Raw genomic sequence first — 15974 nt, 5'->3', positions numbered from 1 at the left:
AATGAACAGTTGTACCTAAATTATCATTTAAAAAAATTGCAATAAAATTGGTAATAGTAATGTATTTTAACCATATATTTTCATATAAGAAACTCACCAATTGGAGGTTTTCACATGCCAAATGGAAAATACACCACTGAAATACATACATCAATCGATAGAGTATGGAATTTTGTGAGTGATATAAACAATTGGGCTCCATTAGTGCCCGGGTATATTGAACATAAAATAATAAATGATAAGCAATCAACTTGGAAATTTGTAAGTGATATAGGAATTATAAAAAGAACCTTGCACATGAAAATAGACATTACAATGTGGCAAGAGCCTACAAAAGTTACATTTAATTTAACCGGTCTAAATGAAAATTTTTCAGGGAAGGGTTATTTTGAAGCCGGATCAATCACGGATTCCAAAACAAGCATCACAGGTTTTTTAGATATTACAGCAAAAGGTGTATTAGGGCCTGCAATTAATCCGGTATTAAAAACTGTTATTCCTAAAACTGCAACTGAATTAACTAGTGAAATAGCAATCAAAATCAAAGAAGTTGAAGACCTTATCTATTGAAACCTAGATCTTTATGTAGAATTTGACTTGCTCCTCTATTTAAGATCATCTATTTTTAACTTTCACTATAACAAATAAGAGGCTGGAATAATAATATTCTCCATAAGCAAGGTTTGAATATGATTAATACATATAAACCGCTACGGAAATCCAGCCTCTTTCTATTTTCTAACGTAGTTTATTTACATATTGACGCATGTTGTCCGTAATTCCTGATAAACAAATTGGTGCCGGATCTTCATTAATATCTAGTTCAATATTTGATCCATCCGCGGGAAGAGTTTCTTCAAAGATTTCTTCATATTCAGATACACTGATTTCCTTACGAGACGCAAATAGTTCATCGTGATGATTTTTGTATAAATGTTCTTGATAGTTCGGCTCTAATACACCTGTAAAGAACTCCCCAACAGCTCCAGAGCCATAGCTGAATAGCCCAATTCTTGAACCCGAATCTAAGTCCTCACTTTTTTCTTCAAGTAATGAAAGTAGGCTTAAATACAGGGATCCTGTATAGATGTTTCCAACATTGCGATTATATTGCGTACTTGCTTGATAATTCGCTTTTAATTTTTCCTGTACATCCTCCGGTACATCATCAAGAATAGTACGTAACGCCTTTAGCCCCATTTTTGTGTATGGAAGATGATAGCAGATTGCCTCAAAATCATTTAAATCCATATCTGTCTCTTCTTTAAATTTATCCCATACTGTATTGAAAAAAGCTATGTATTGTTCATTTGAAAATTTCCCATTAACAAATGCCTTATCCGAATAAATTGGACGCCAAAAATCCATAATGTCAGAAGTGAGATATGTACTTTTATCTTCCAATGTCATAATTTTTGGGTTAGCACTAATGATTAATGCAACAGCTCCAGCACCTTGTGTTGATTCACCAGCTGTATTTAATCCGTATCGGGCAATATCCGACCCTAATACCAATACTTTGCTTTCTGGATTTAAAGCAATGTGTCCTTTAGCCATTTGTATTGCAGCTGTAGCACCATAGCATGCGTGTTTAACTTCAATCGACCTAGCATTCGGATGTAACCCAAGCAGATGGTGTACATAAACAGCAGCTGACTTCGAATGGTCGATTCCTGTTTCAGTACCGAATATAACAAAGTCAATCGCTTCTTTATCCACTTCATCTATAATTTCTAAAGCCGCGTTTGCAGCCATGGTCACAGAATCTTGTGTAAGAGGAGGTACAGCCATCTTTTCCTGACCGATACCAATCGTAAATTTCTCCGGTTCAACATCTCTCGCAACTGCTAACTTATTCATATCAACGTATAAATTAGGGGTATAAAACCCTATCTTGTCAATCCCTATTTTCAATTGTCTTACTCCTTTACATATGCATAAATTTAAACGATTCCAAATTTAATATTCCACCATCTTAAATGGTAATATAATCTAGCAATTAATACAACTGTTTAGTACCTGGTACTCACCGAAAAATGTTGAACCTTGATATTTTATGCACTAATATTTATCAAAAAAACACCAAGAATCCCCATTATTTCTCATATATTGAGCTTTTAAATTTAAACCCTTTTACAATAGTTCAGTTTTGTGAAACAAGGACTACTACATTAAGCTTACGAAGTTATTTCGATTGTACTCATAATTTCTATCCCACTTAGCGCTTGGGATGCCAAATGATCTGCTTCACGATTCTTTTTTCTGGAGATAGCCTGATATTCTGGACGGATACCCAATTGTTCTAATTTCGCATCTATTCGATCAGCCCATTTAGATAGTTCCTTCTCATAGCACGGCCATTCCCCACTTAATTGGTTAATAACCACTTGAGAATCGCCAATAAAAGTAACATCTAAATGGTGAACACCTAAATACTCTAATTCTTGTAACCCTAGATGCAAAGCAGCATATTCAGCTTCATTGTTTGTATCCAATTCCTCTACCAATGCATTTTTTCGCAACCGATACCTTTTTCCATTCTGCTCATAGTAAATCGCACATCCTAAGCCAGACTTCTTTGAACTTTCATTAAATCCCCCATCAAAACAAACCGTTACATGATGAGTTTCAGTTTGGATACTTTCTTCCCATTTTTTTAGTTCTTTTAATGTCCAAATGTGTTCCTGACTATCGATAAAAATGACATTCTTTAGTCGACCTTTTTTTTCTATATCATCCATTAACATAAGCGCTTTTTCTACACGCATTTCATCAGTATAAAATATCGCTTCAACACCACTTGGCGTCCGATACGTTAGTTCCATTTTTACTTTCATTATTCCTTCACCTCACTATGGTGTCCGTCACTTTTTGGTTCTTTTCTTAATTTGTCAACTTTGTTCTCCATTCAAATTTAACTTTTCCAATAATTTTTATCGCAGGTTAAGGGTCAATCATACCCCCCTCAAAAATGGAGGTTAGGTGTGGGATGAAAGAAAATCCCTACTGATTGAAGATTCACTTTATATCTTATACGATTTTAAATAATCTATGTCACTAAAAATTTCCATTTACATTTCGCTGCTTTTACGTTATATTCATATTAATTCACACTATTTTCATATGAAATGAGGGGAATGTACAATGGAACAGCAGAGCTTTCTCCAACAGAGAAACACAAGCAGTCCAACTACAATCATTAAAGATTTAAATCCAATACAAAAGCCATTCTTATCGTTAGGTATCATCCTTGCTTCGATATTGTTTATTGCTATTGTTAGTACAACAAATGCTACTCAGGGAATACTTTATTTGATTGGATTGGCATTAGGGATTACCTTGCTTCATGCCCGTTTTGGTTTCACCTCAGCATTCCGGAGACTAATGTCTGTCGGTAATGTGCAAGGGTTACAAGCACACATGCTAATGCTTGCTGTTGCAACAACGTTATTTGCCGTTATTTTAAGTACAGGTTTTAGTTTTACAGGAATGTCTCCATCGGGATACGTCTCACCAGTAGGTATGAGCGTGATTTTCGGTTCATTCATTTTTGGTATTGGTATGCAACTTGGAAATGGTTGCGCATCTGGTACATTATATAGCCTAGGTGGTGGTTCATCATCTATGATTTTGACCATTACTGCGTTTATTATCGGATCTACCATTGGTGCATATCATTTACCATTTTGGATGAGTACACCATCTCTTGAACCATTCTCCCTAGCAGAATCAACTAGTTTGGGTTATATGGGAGCATGGATTTTACAATTATTATTATTTGGACTTATCTACTATATACTAGTATTGTTTGCAAAGAAAAAAAATCCTCCACAAATGAAACCACTGGCTACCACGAACGGGTGGAAAAAAATATTTAGAGGAGCATGGCCTTTATTTGGGGCAGGGATTATATTAGCTATTCTTAATGCACTAACATTAACAGTAAGAGGTACACCATGGGGAATTACCTCCGCATTTGCACTTTGGGGAGGAAAAACACTTCAAGCCATTGGAGTTGATGTTTCTTCATGGGGATATTTTGCTGGAGCAAATGGAGAAGCATTAACACAAACTGTTTTAGCTGACTCTACTAGTGTAATGAATTTCGGTATTATTCTTGGAGCATTTATTGCTGCAACAGCACAAGGTAATTTTAAACCGAAAAAAATCAAGCCAGGTGTTGCCGGTGCAGCAGTAATTGGTGGTCTATTAATGGGATATGGTTCTAGACTTGCTTTCGGTTGTAATATTGGTGCTTACTTTGGAGGAATTGCATCCTTCAGTCTTCATGGCTGGGTCTGGATGATTATGGCTATGCTCGGTACTGGAGTAGCATTGCTCATAAGACCAATATTCGGATTAAATAACCCTAAAAAGACAGATACGTTTTGCTAAGATTGAAATCCGAAGAAAGAAGCATGTTGGAAAAATTCCTTCATGCTTCTTTTTTTTAATACTATCCATAGAATCTATTTTCGTTTTCTTTTATTTTTTCTACCATTAATATTCACAAATTCACTATCCTCAGCGAATTCAACATCCCGACGACCACGTTCAGGCTCTGTATCATACTTAATTACATTTCTCTGTCTGCCTTTATCTTTATTTTTATTTTTATTCTCTTCTGACATCAAAATACCTCCTATACTTTTAACTTAAAGGGAGAAGTATATTTTTCCTCCCTTCTTATAGGAGTTAGTTTGAGCGATTTAAACTAAAACATGCATAACAGGCTGATGAGTTAATACAATCCAATATATTATTCATTTTCTACATTAAACATTTTCGAATCCGCTTGATTCCTTTATTCCGCTAAGGTCTTCCTATCCTGGAACTGCGGTTACTCGCCCCACCAAATACCATTTGTAGAGAGCAAAGGTCATTCTTTCATAAACTTACGGAAAACTGGGCAGTGTATTAATAAGGTCTAAAAATGGGAGGAGTTTAATAAATGTCTTGGAAATATGCCTTTATTGGATTTATAGCTATTTTCACTATTTTAACTGTATCGGCTTGTGAAAATAGTAATACGGAGAGGGAGAATGCGAGTCAACCATCCGAAGTAAATATTACTAATGTTAAAAATTCAAATGAAATAAAAGTGGAAAAAAACGATTCCGTTATGGATGAAATCATTCCTAAGGGGTTAAGGGTAGCTGCAAATCCAACTTTCCAAATTGGTAGTAAAGCTTATATACATACAGCACATAAAGCTGGTATGGAAGGTGCCAAAGCAACCATTGTTGGTGCATACGACACGATTGCATATACCGTATCCTTTATTCCCACAACTGGTGAAGGTAAAATATCCAACCATAAGTGGGTTATCCATGAAGAAATAAAAGGAGCCGACAAGCATCCTTTTTCAATTGGAGAAGAAGTAATATTAGAAGCAGATCACATGAAGGGTATGAGAGGTGCAACAGCAACCATTAACTCCATAAATAAAACAACGGTATATATGATTAATTATGTATCAACAATTACCGATAAAAAGGTTACCAATCATAAATGGGTGGTAGAAGATGAATTATCTGCTATTGATTAATTAGAATCCAAAAGGCAACTTTGAAATGGTCGCCTAAAATCTATAGCAATATCACTTTTTTTACTACATTCAAATATTAAATAAAAACATAAAACAAAAAACTGCACCTATAATTGCTAAAAATTTATTCAGCAATTACGGTGCAGTTTTTATTGCTATTAAACTTTTTCTTTTATTGAATAGTAACTTTAACGGTTCGGACTCCCCAATTCATTGCTGCTTTTTGGTTAGGAACAAAAACATCAATCTTTTTACCATTAATAGCACCACCAATATCACCTGCTACAGCATAGCCATATCCTTCTACATGTACAACAGACCCTAAAGGTATCACACTTGGATCAACAGCAATAACTTTGGCATTTGGATTTTTTCTTAAATTAATTCCAGTATATGTTATTCCTGAACCACCAGCACTACTAACTGTATAGGCAGTAGCAGTAACAGTAAACGTCTCTTTGTCTTTATTCTCCTGTTTATTGGAATTTTCTTGTACCTTCTTAACTGTTTGACTAGCTTGTTGCTTGTCTGGTTTCAAGCTTTCCTTAATATCTGCTTCTAATGATGCTAAATTGCTATCTTTCGTTTTCAATTCTTTCACCAATGATGTAATCTCTTTTTTCTTACTTTCTAATGTGGCTTTCTTTTGTTCATTCAACCTCTTCTTTTCTTCCATAACCTTCATTGCCGCTTCTTGCTCTAATTTTTTCGCATTTAGCAAATCAAGTTTTTCTACAGAATCGACCTTATTTTTTTCTACCTTCTCTATATCACGCTCAAGCTGTTCCATTAATGATGCATCTGATTCTACAATTTTATTAACAGTTGTTACACGGCTAATAAAATCACTAAAACTTTCCGATCCAAAAATTACTTCCAAGTAATTAACCGAACCACCAGAATGCTGGTAGGATGAGATTCTATCCCTCAAAATTTCATATCGTTCATTAATGCTTTGTTCTAACTCTTTGATTTCATCCTGAAGTACATTGATTTCTTCTATTAATCTATCAATATCTTCCTGTGTATGATCTATTTCTTCTTGTTTTTCTATTAATTCTTGATTAACTTGTTTAATCTCGTTATTCAAGGATTTTATTTCCGATAATATATTTGATACTTTTTCCTCTGCTTCCGCTATATTACCTTTAATATCCTTACGCTCATTTTGAATCTGCTTTATATCCTGATTTGTATCTGCATAGACGTAAGAGTCAAAGTATGTAAATCCTATTATTAAGGCTAAAGCAAAGGTAAAGATAGTCATTTTATAACGCATTTTTTCCCTGCTTCCTTTAAAAAAATTATATTTTGCTATATTACCTAGTAACTTTAATATTTCAAATCTATTGCTTTTGAAGTATATCATTTCTAAATAACATAATTGTTATAAAGATATTACAATTATGTTTCACTCGAGAATTAGGGTTGATAATTCAATCCATATTTGATTTTTATCTATGTAAATGGGGACACAACTCTATTGTTGTAACTACCGCTAGGGAAATATGCTATAGCTTTTTGTAAAAATCAATTCAAACCATTATGAAGTATTAGCTTTAATGGAGAATAAAGCATGAAAATATACAAAAGCAGCTTAACTTTTTAAAAAATGGTATACTATAGGTGCTAGGGACATAAAATAAAAAACGTTCCATGACTTAACATGGAACGTTTCACAATGACCGATCCCCATCAAGGGGACGACTCACATAATAGGGATCTCCCAATTACGAGCAGCCAACTCAGAGGAGGTCTCTTAATCTTTATTGGACATAATCATTACTATCAATGTTCCAAACAGAAAAAGTAAATTTAGAACTTGATAGGTAGAATCGTCCAAAGGCCTCACCCCCTTCCGAACTGACATCGCAACATATCAAAATCGGTTTTAGGAGTTAAAGCCGTCCCCCTGAGAAGTCGGTCATTGCTATTTACTAGTATACCATTAAAAAACTAGATTTAGACTTCTATTTCGTTTAGAATTCCCCACACCCTTTATATATAAGGTATCATTCCATCAAATAAAGAGAATCTTAAATCAGTGGTGGTATTAGTGTCCCTTAATCAGCGATAAATAAAACCCAGTTGTACACTGGGCTTTTAAATTAATCCTCTTTATAATGATGTCCTGTTGGTCTTTTAAATTGTTCAGATGTCTGCAATGAATGTGCCGATGGGTTATCTATATCGGTCTCCTCTTCTCCAAATTCCGTTCCATAATTCAATTTCCCCGTATTCAGGTCCGGACGATTCGCTGGATTGTCACCTATTGGATATATAGCTCTTGTAAGATAATATAGCCCACTAATACCGACTAATCCATAAACCACTCTCGCTAAAAAGCCATCTTGTCCTCCAAAAAGCGCAGCAACCAAATCGAATTGAAAAAACGCAATAAGCCCCCAGTTAATAGCACCAATAATAATCAATGTTAATGCAACACTATTTAAGAAGCGCATATTCAGTCACCCCCTCCACAATCGGAATATATCTTATTTTTAAGCTAATCCCATTTTTTCATGCATGAAGGGGGATTTCTTTGAGAAGGCTAAAACCGTACCTTTTTATGGACCGCGACAGTCGGCAATGAAAACATCGCGCACAACTAAAACTTGCACATCCTATATTATTTAACGCCATAAAGTGAATCTTTAATCAATGGGGTTATTACTGCCCCTTAACCTGCGATAAAAAACTTGAAACACAAGAAATCCCATCATACTTGCGTCCCAAGGCTTTGTAATTCTACTTTATTTTTCTTATTTATGTTACTATATGATTTTTATGTGAAGTATCTCCTTCTAAAAGAAGCTTTTTATTTCCATTAGTTAATTGAACAATTGTCACACTGGTTCCATCAATCTCCGGTGGCTCCCATACTCTTTGGAGGGAAATATTTTTACATAGACTTTGTAACACCTTTATAACAACTCCATGTGTAATTACTAGGACATCACCTGCCGTATATACCTTTTCAAGATTCTTCAAAAAGCATCTTATCCTAAATTGAACATCTCTTATTGTTTCCCCATCCTGTTTATCATATAAATGGGGATAATGGATATACTGATTATATGTAGTTGGATCTTCTTTTCTAATTTCCTTAATCGTTTTCCCCTGCCAGCTCCCTAAATCAATCTCCATCAGTCTTTTATCTGTTTTAAAAGGTAAACTGCGATTTTCAATTAGTAATCTCGCTGTTTTAACCGCTCTCTCACTCGGGCTAGATATTATTTGCTGGAAATTTATTGGCTTTAATCGTTCTCCTAGTTGCTTTGCATCCTGTATCCCTTTTACTGTTAAAGGAGAATCTAAACGACCTTGTAAGCGGCTTTCTCTATTCCATTCTGTTTCACCATGTCTAACAAAATATATATGTAACATGGTATTCCTCCTTAAAGTTTGTGGTAATATGTTCCTGCAATCGTCCGGATTTGGTTCTCTTTTTCTTTGGAATAAGTAACCAAGAATGAAGTAGAAGGTCCACCTGACTTTTTCAAATCAATTTCCCCAGATACATTCACTTTGTCCCTAAACATAGGTGCCATTTTTTCTATTTCGGAAAGTACTCCCTTCGAACCAACAGGCCATACAAAAACATCTTGAAGGTTGTTAAGGTCTCGGAAAATGGATAATGGGGCAATATCCTTCTTTTGAGAAAGAACCTCTTCCCCGACTAATGGCAATCCAATTAATGCGACATTTTCCAAATAAAACTTTTCTTCCTCAGATCTAATTTTTAACTTTTTGCCAAGAACCTGTAATCCAACGGCTGACTGTGTTAAAGAAAAATTGCTTTCAGTCGATCCTGTTATAGCGACATCCTCCATTAGTAACTCAGTTAAGCCCTTTTTAATTCCTTGTACTAATCCTTTCCAAGCATCTTCCCCGCAAAAATTTTGTATCACAACAGAAATAGGCTCTGCCCCTGAAGCCATGCATTCCATTACTGCTACTCGGAAAGAATAATAACCTACCATTTCATATGGAACGTGAACCTTGTCCGCTTCTTTCATTCCTATTGCTCCACTATTGTCATTAGTGACTACGAGCATTTCCTCATGATTAAATGGAATGGTTATAGCATTTCTCATCCTTTCATTTCCTCCTTAAAATAAGTTGCTACAAAAAATGGTCGTATACGAGAATAAACGATGAGTGCTACCAATACATTTAATACAGAACCAATGAACAATGAAGGTATTAGCGCCATATAAAACTCAACTCCAAATAAAAAAATAAAAGGAGCAGGAGCTAGTAAAACATTGCCGATAACAAAGATAATTGCAGCAAAGATATTTTTTCCTCGCTCGATTAAAATGGTAAACATAGCAACTAATAATGCCATCTCAATGGCAATAACAACATGTAAAGCCCCCATTGGCATCCCTCCAATTAATGCAGACACCATATGACCAAATCCGCCGACGACCGCACCGGCTCCTATACCGAAAAATGTGCCTGCAAGTAAAGCTGGAAAAGCGTCTAACGCAACACTTCCTATGATAGCTGGAATTTTTGTTGCTGCACCAACTACAGATAAAGCAATAAATAAGGCTAGTATACTTATTTTTCTACTATTCACCGAAAACTCCCCCTTCCACTATATTACTTCATCCTATGACATAATCCATACCAGATGATATCAACCCGGTTACTTTTATGCGTTAAATCTTGGTAAGCCCATCCTGTTAAATCCCGCCAATTTCTATCTATCTTTTCTATCGGAACAATACCTTTTGTAATATCTGTACCAATAATAATAACTTGCCGGTTGGGATCTTTACATTCCCATTCCTCCCATTTTTCCAACATGGTTCTCCATTCACAAATAGCTTCTGTTACATCCATTTCGTAACACAATTTTTTAAACCACGTTTCAATCCCTTCTATTACAAGGATGGAACTATTCATATGTGAAAAATCATTTCTTAAATCATCCCCATCATATAAGGAAATCCAATCATACGATGGATAATATTTTTTTACCCATCCTCGTTTTCCGTTAAAAGCACCTCCCGTAACAAAGTGCATCGCTCTCCCCTCCTTAATTGGTCTTGATTAAACAGTAATACAATCCCTGTCCCATGCGGAATATTCCACTCCCAAAAACTTTTTTCTACTGGTCCATACCGAGACAACAGGTAGCGAATTACCCCTCCATGTGTCACAATAAATGGGTTTGTTGCTCCATTATCTATGATAATATCTCTCACTTTATCCCAGCCTTTTTGAACCCTAGTTGTAAATAACGCATAGGATTCACCTCCAGGAGGTTTCACTTGTTTTATTTGATTCAACCAACTCTGGTAAGCTTTACTTTCCTTTAATTCCTCATACGTTTTTCCTGCAAAAATTCCAAAATCCATCTCTCTCAATTCCGTAAGAGTTATTGGATGCTCTTCAGGAAATAGCAGGGAAAAAGTAGTTAAGCAGCGTTGTAAATCACTACTTAGAAATAAATCATATGGTTTTTGGTCTAAGGAGTAGGCTAACAACTCTTGAATAGCCTCCTCACTTAATGGGGAATCATTCCATCCCAAATATTGCTTCATTTTATTCCCCATTGTTATACCATGACGAAATAATGTAATAGCCAAACCATCATCCATAGAATAAGTTCCGTCCCTTCCACCGTAGCACCAAGTACATCACCAGTAACTCCTCCAAACCATTTAATGACCTTACAACGTATAAATAAATAACATCCCATTGCTGTTATGGCTAGCATAAGAAGTATATAAATTAAATTTCCATTTATACTCCCCATTACACCTATCAATATAATGATATAAATGGGATAGATCCATAATATTTTTGGTCTCGCAGCATTCTTAAAAAAGGCTGCCATTCCTTCTTCCTTAGCAGTTGGAATGGTCAACAAAACAATCCCCATCACGTTTTTACTTAAAAAGGGAATAAATAGGATCAGAAAATAGGACAGTGAACATATAAAAGTGGTAATCTCATATAAAAAGAATAAACGCGAGCTTAATAGAATTATGATAGATATTACCCCAAAAGCCCCCATTCGTGGGTCCTTCATAATTTCCAATCTTTTATCTTGTTCCTGGAAGGAGAAAAATGCATCATTCGTGTCCATCCAACCATCCAAATGGATTCCACCAGTCAAAATAATCATCCATAACCAAACTAAAAATGCAACAGCTGCCATTGAAAAAGGAGTCCATTCATATAGAGCATAAAATAATAAACTATATAATATTCCCTGAAATAGCCCAAATAATGGGAAGCTTAGAATGCTTTTTTCTATATGCACTTTATCCATGGGTAGTGATAGACGAATAGGTATCGAAGTAAAAAACTGAACATTAATTAAAAAACCTTTGAGAAACTTCATTTTTCACTTTCCCAACTATTCACCATATCTTTGATTTTTTCCCAATCCAAGTGCTCTTTCATATTATTTGCCAGCCTGTCATATCTTTCTTTTTTCAATTCTTCTGTGTTAACTACTGATTTACTTGGTAAGGATTTATTATTCCTAATATGATTCAGCCATTGATTTCTCCACTCATCACTATGGAACAGATGATGAACGTATGTCCCAATCACTCTGCCATTTTCTCCATAGTACCCTTCACTTTTACCATCATCTAGCATCAAAAAGGATTTATATTCCGCATTTACTTCCGTCCTACCTAAGTGAATTTCATATCCTGTAATGGTTGTATTTCCCTTTAGGCTTGTCCTCAGATGATAATGTCCATTCGAACGAACTGTTTCTGTAGCATCGCGAAAAAAAGTTCTTGCTGGGATTAGATTTAGACCTTTAATATTACAACCAATTATTCCCGTATCTCCTCCAAACTCATCAGTAATTTCAGTTCCCATCATTTGGTAACCCCCACTAATCCCAAAAATAAAGCCTCCATCCTGTACATATTTAACGAGCAATTTTTCGAATCCATTATTTTTTATCATTTGTAAATCTTGTATCGTGCTTTTCGTGTCAGGAAGGATTACCGCATCTGGTTTACCAAACTCGGACGGGTCTTTAACAAATCGCACAGCTACATCTTCTTCATAAAAAAATGGCTCGACATCACTATAATTCGAAATATAAGGGAAATGAATTACCGCTATATCAATTTCTCTGTTACCTCTTTGATACGGTTCTGCTTGGAGTGATAAGGAATCCTCCTCATCAATTTGATGATTGTCGATATGCGGAAGTACTCCAAAGACTGGAATCCCTGTATTTTCTTCCAGCCAATTTACTCCATCCTGAAACAATTGAATATCACCGCGAAATTTATTTATAATTAGACCCTTTATTCGATTTCTTTCTTCCATAGCTAAAAGCTCCAATGTGCCGATAATACTAGCAAACACTCCACCACGTTCTATATCTGCGACCAATACAACTGGAACATCCGCTAATTCTGCTACTTTCATATTCACAAGTTCTCTGTCATTTAAATTAATTTCTACTGGACTTCCCGCACCTTCAATTACAACGACATCAAAATTTTCTTTTATGTAATGGAGGGATGTTCGTATGACTTCTAATCCTTTGTCATAAAACCTCTCTCGATAATCCTTACCAGAAAACGTTTCAACTGCTTCTCCTAGCAGAACCACTTCTGACTGAATATCTGAACGTGGCTTTAATAATATGGGGTTCATCCACACATTTGCCTCCATGCCTGCTGCCTCCGCCTGAACCCCTTGGGCCCGTCCAATTTCCTTCCCATCTACTGTCACGTAGGAATTATTAGACATATTTTGGGATTTAAATGGGGTCACCTTTAATCCTTCGTTCGCAAACAAACGGCAAAATGCTGTGGCAATTAAACTTTTCCCTACATCCGAACCTGTACCTTGAATCATTATCCCTTTCATCATTTTCCTCCTTTCATTGTTATTGGTAGTCCAAATTCCACAAGGTACGCTTGATTTGCTATTCTAACAATTTCTTGATGAAGCTTGCCAAGCAGTCGACAGTAAGTAAATACAAGTTCATTTTCATATACAGGTTCAAAAAATACTTCATTGCTAACAATGATTAAGTGATGACAGCTTTCTGAAATGTGATGTACTGCCTTTATCATGTGATGAACGACTTCTGACTCACGCTTCTTCCACATCTCATGTTCAGAAAATAACTCATTAGATAACCATGTAGTCATACAATCCAATAAAACAATGTCGTTTTTCGTAAAGGAAGTTGATAAAACCTCAAGATTACTTTCCTTTTCCCATGTATTCCATGGATAGCTACTGCATTTTCTATCCTTTTGATGCCGTTTGATTCGATCTGCCATTTCTTTGTCTGTTAATTTACTTGTTGCTACGTAATGAAGCTGACCGTCTATCTCCGAAGCCGCTTTGATTGCTAACTTTTCAGCAATACTACTTTTTCCGCTTCGAACCCCACCGGTTATAAAGGTGAGCATGGAAGTCTTTTCCATTCAGATAACACCTCCATCAAACGACTATTTTCTTCTGTACTTTTAATCGCGAATCGTAACCATTTTCCATCAAGACCTGGAAAATTATAAGTATGTCTTGGAACCAAACCCCTTTTTAATAAATATGCAAAAAGTGCTAGTGCTTCTTTTGATGGATCCTGAAGTAAATAGAAATTTACACTTGAAGCGGATACATTAAATCCTTCTCTATCAAAAAATGAAAAAAGCCTAGCACGCTCTTCCTTAATAAAACCAACCGTCTTATGAATAAAGCTATCTTCTTCCAAACAAACTTCCCCTGCCTGCATCGCAACAGAGTTAATACTCCATTGGGGCTGATACGGTGAAAGCTTCTCAATAATAGACGGATGAGCAATTAAATACCCAAGTCTTAGGCCAGGTATGGAATATATTTTTGTCAAAGAACGGAGAAGAACTATTTGATTTGATTCCTTTACAAGTGATGTTATTGATTCATAGTTTGTAGAGAAATCATAAAATGCTTCATCGATAATGAAGAGCACATCTCTTTTTTTACATTCCTCAAGTAACCGAATAGTGGTTGAATAAGAATACTGTATGCCCGTTGGATTATTTGGATTACATAGAAATACAGCATCTACCACCGATAATTTATTAATTAGATCTCTCCATTCTATTTCCCAGGTTGGTTCTTTCAAATAAAAATATTCAATTTGGCAACCATTGACGCGACAAGCTTTTTCATACTCCGAGAAGGATGGTTCTATAATTAATACCTTTTTAAAAGCAAGCATTTGACCAATCATATGGATAATTTCCGATGCTCCGTTTCCAATTAAAATAGATGAAGATTCTACATTAGCCTTCTGTGCAATTTTTTTCTTTAGAGTGTAAGCATACGGATCAGGATATTCAGCTATTTTTTCAATAAATGCCCCCCATTGCTGTTTTAACTTCTTTGGAGGTCCCATAGGGTTAATATTTGCACTAAAATCAATATAGTTATCTGGCATCGGAAATCCCATTTTCTTAAAAGTATATTGTGGATTAGAACCATGCTCTGGCCAGTTCAATAAGTATCCCTCCTATTCCAATAGCTAATAGAAATAATATCGTTGTTCTTGATAGAATCCGGTTCGTTAGGATAATATGACTCTTGTCTAAAGCTACAATAGCATCTCCCATTTTTGCTCTTCGTGAAAGAATACCCTTGTAATAGTTGATTCCACCAAGCTCCACGCCTAATATAGATGCTAGTGCGGCCTCTAACCAACCGCTATTTGGGCTTGGATGTTTCTTAGCATCACGAAATAAAATTTTAAAAGCTACATTTCTTTTCATATGGACAGGCTTATTGGCAATGATAAGGAGGAGCGCGGTTATGCGGCTTGGTAGCCAATTGACGATATCGTCTAGTTTAGCTGATGCCCATCCAAATTCCTTATAGTTTTCATTCGTATACCCTACCATCGAATCACATGTATTAATGGTTCGGTAAACCATTGCAAATGGCGCTCCGCCAATAAATGCCCAAAATAAAGGTGCCGTCACTCCATCACTAACATTTTCTGCAACGGTTTCAACCGCCCCCCTTACAATTTCTTTTTCGTCCAAATGTTCTGTGTCCCTGCCGACAACATAAGATAGCTGCTCCCTTGCTTCTAGTAATTGGCCACTTTTTAACGGATTGTAGACATCCAATCCAGCTTTTATTAATCCTTTTTGAGCAATCGTTGTAGCAATAACGACTCCTTCTCCCAGCACTCCAATAATAGGGTGTATATAGTAAAGAACCGTTATGAGGATAAACGTAATTAAAAAAGCTATACTAGTTAGAATTAGAATCATTAAAATCCCCTTACATTTACGTGCCTTCTCTGTATTGAGTTGTTTTTCTAATGCTGATATCCCGCTTCCAATCCATCTAACAGGATGTGGCCATGAAGGGGGGTCCCCTATCATCCAATCTAAGCACACCGCTACCAGGATAGCTATCAAATGATATA

General features: G+C 35.8%; 18 protein-coding genes. 3 read left to right on the top strand and 15 right to left on the bottom strand.

The features are described 5' to 3' along the window. The first annotated feature begins 114 nt into the window (after positions 1-114). The gene (locus CAO17_RS04225) at positions 115-570 is read left to right on the top strand and encodes an SRPBCC family protein (protein WP_085991596.1); all 456 of its coding nucleotides are present in this window, start codon (positions 115-117) and stop codon (positions 568-570) included. Between the two features lie 168 nt (positions 571-738). Here CAO17_RS04225 and CAO17_RS04220 read toward each other — a convergent pair whose 3' ends face one another. After that, positions 739-1914: a hydroxymethylglutaryl-CoA synthase gene (locus CAO17_RS04220; RefSeq protein WP_085991595.1), complete on the bottom strand. Its 1176-nt coding sequence runs from the start codon at positions 1912-1914 to the stop codon at positions 739-741. Positions 1915-2177: 263 nt separating this feature from the next. Next, complete coding sequence (locus CAO17_RS04215) at positions 2178-2837, bottom strand: ribonuclease H family protein (RefSeq protein ID WP_085991594.1); 660 nt, start codon at positions 2835-2837, stop codon at positions 2178-2180. Between the two features lie 307 nt (positions 2838-3144). Between CAO17_RS04215 and CAO17_RS04210 the strand changes: the two genes are divergently transcribed. Then, positions 3145-4395 (top strand): YeeE/YedE family protein, encoded by a 1251-nt coding sequence (locus CAO17_RS04210; RefSeq protein WP_085991593.1) that lies wholly within the window; start codon positions 3145-3147, stop codon positions 4393-4395. A gap of 74 nt (positions 4396-4469) precedes the next feature. Here the strand turns inward: CAO17_RS04210 and CAO17_RS20950 are convergent, their stop codons facing one another. Continuing rightward, the gene (locus CAO17_RS20950; protein ID WP_179151887.1) at positions 4470-4631 is read right to left on the bottom strand and encodes a hypothetical protein; all 162 of its coding nucleotides are present in this window, start codon (positions 4629-4631) and stop codon (positions 4470-4472) included. A gap of 320 nt (positions 4632-4951) precedes the next feature. On the opposite strand from CAO17_RS20950, the gene CAO17_RS04205 reads away from it, so the two are divergent. Next, positions 4952-5548: a YdhK family protein gene (locus CAO17_RS04205; protein ID WP_085991592.1), complete on the top strand. Its 597-nt coding sequence runs from the start codon at positions 4952-4954 to the stop codon at positions 5546-5548. Between the two features lie 172 nt (positions 5549-5720). Here the strand turns inward: CAO17_RS04205 and CAO17_RS04200 are convergent, their stop codons facing one another. From CAO17_RS04200 to cbiB, 12 genes are all read right to left on the bottom strand, one after another. Beyond that, complete coding sequence (locus CAO17_RS04200) at positions 5721-6827, bottom strand: PcsB-like coiled-coil domain-containing protein (RefSeq protein WP_245831762.1); 1107 nt, start codon at positions 6825-6827, stop codon at positions 5721-5723. A gap of 829 nt (positions 6828-7656) precedes the next feature. Continuing rightward, positions 7657-8010: a DUF378 domain-containing protein gene (locus CAO17_RS04195; protein ID WP_085991590.1), complete on the bottom strand. Its 354-nt coding sequence runs from the start codon at positions 8008-8010 to the stop codon at positions 7657-7659. 304 nt (positions 8011-8314) lie between these two features. Next, positions 8315-8935 (bottom strand): histidine phosphatase family protein, encoded by a 621-nt coding sequence (locus tag CAO17_RS04190; RefSeq protein ID WP_085991589.1) that lies wholly within the window; start codon positions 8933-8935, stop codon positions 8315-8317. Positions 8936-8946: 11 nt separating this feature from the next. Further along, positions 8947-9645 carry an ATP-binding protein gene (locus tag CAO17_RS04185; protein WP_085991588.1) on the bottom strand — a complete coding sequence of 233 codons (699 nt, stop codon included), beginning with the start codon at positions 9643-9645 and terminating at the stop codon, positions 8947-8949. After that, positions 9642-10136 carry an ECF transporter S component gene (locus CAO17_RS04180; RefSeq protein WP_085991587.1) on the bottom strand — a complete coding sequence of 165 codons (495 nt, stop codon included), beginning with the start codon at positions 10134-10136 and terminating at the stop codon, positions 9642-9644. Before CAO17_RS04180 ends, CAO17_RS04185 begins: the two co-directional genes overlap by 4 nt. A 23-nt stretch (positions 10137-10159) precedes the next feature. Then, on the bottom strand, positions 10160-10585 hold the full coding sequence (locus CAO17_RS04175; protein ID WP_085991586.1) for a bifunctional adenosylcobinamide kinase/adenosylcobinamide-phosphate guanylyltransferase: 426 nt from the start codon (positions 10583-10585) through the stop codon (positions 10160-10162). After that, a complete protein-coding gene (locus CAO17_RS04170; RefSeq protein WP_245831761.1) occupies positions 10537-11151 on the bottom strand; it encodes a histidine phosphatase family protein in 615 nt (204 codons plus the stop codon). Before CAO17_RS04170 ends, CAO17_RS04175 begins: the two co-directional genes overlap by 49 nt. Further along, entirely contained in the window at positions 11121-11912 is a 792-nt protein-coding gene (gene cobS, locus CAO17_RS04165) for an adenosylcobinamide-GDP ribazoletransferase (RefSeq protein WP_085991584.1), read from the bottom strand. The genes CAO17_RS04170 and cobS overlap by 31 nt, the downstream gene beginning before the upstream one ends. Continuing rightward, complete coding sequence (locus CAO17_RS04160) at positions 11909-13417, bottom strand: cobyric acid synthase (RefSeq protein WP_085991583.1); 1509 nt, start codon at positions 13415-13417, stop codon at positions 11909-11911. The genes cobS and CAO17_RS04160 overlap by 4 nt, the downstream gene beginning before the upstream one ends. Continuing rightward, positions 13417-13986, bottom strand: a complete 570-nt coding sequence (locus CAO17_RS04155) for a bifunctional adenosylcobinamide kinase/adenosylcobinamide-phosphate guanylyltransferase (RefSeq protein WP_085991582.1) — start codon at positions 13984-13986, stop codon at positions 13417-13419. Before CAO17_RS04155 ends, CAO17_RS04160 begins: the two co-directional genes overlap by 1 nt. Next, on the bottom strand, positions 13956-15041 hold the full coding sequence (gene cobD / locus CAO17_RS04150; RefSeq protein WP_085991581.1) for a threonine-phosphate decarboxylase CobD: 1086 nt from the start codon (positions 15039-15041) through the stop codon (positions 13956-13958). Before cobD ends, CAO17_RS04155 begins: the two co-directional genes overlap by 31 nt. Further along, positions 15016-15966 (bottom strand): adenosylcobinamide-phosphate synthase CbiB, encoded by a 951-nt coding sequence (gene cbiB / locus CAO17_RS04145; protein ID WP_342744181.1) that lies wholly within the window; start codon positions 15964-15966, stop codon positions 15016-15018. The genes cobD and cbiB overlap by 26 nt, the downstream gene beginning before the upstream one ends. Positions 15967-15974 lie beyond the last annotated feature (8 nt).

It is taken from the genome of Oceanobacillus senegalensis (assembly GCF_900176885.1).
Lineage (GTDB): Bacteria > Bacillota > Bacilli > Bacillales > Amphibacillaceae > Oceanobacillus > Oceanobacillus senegalensis.
This window is presented reverse-complemented; position numbering and strand designations above follow the sequence as displayed.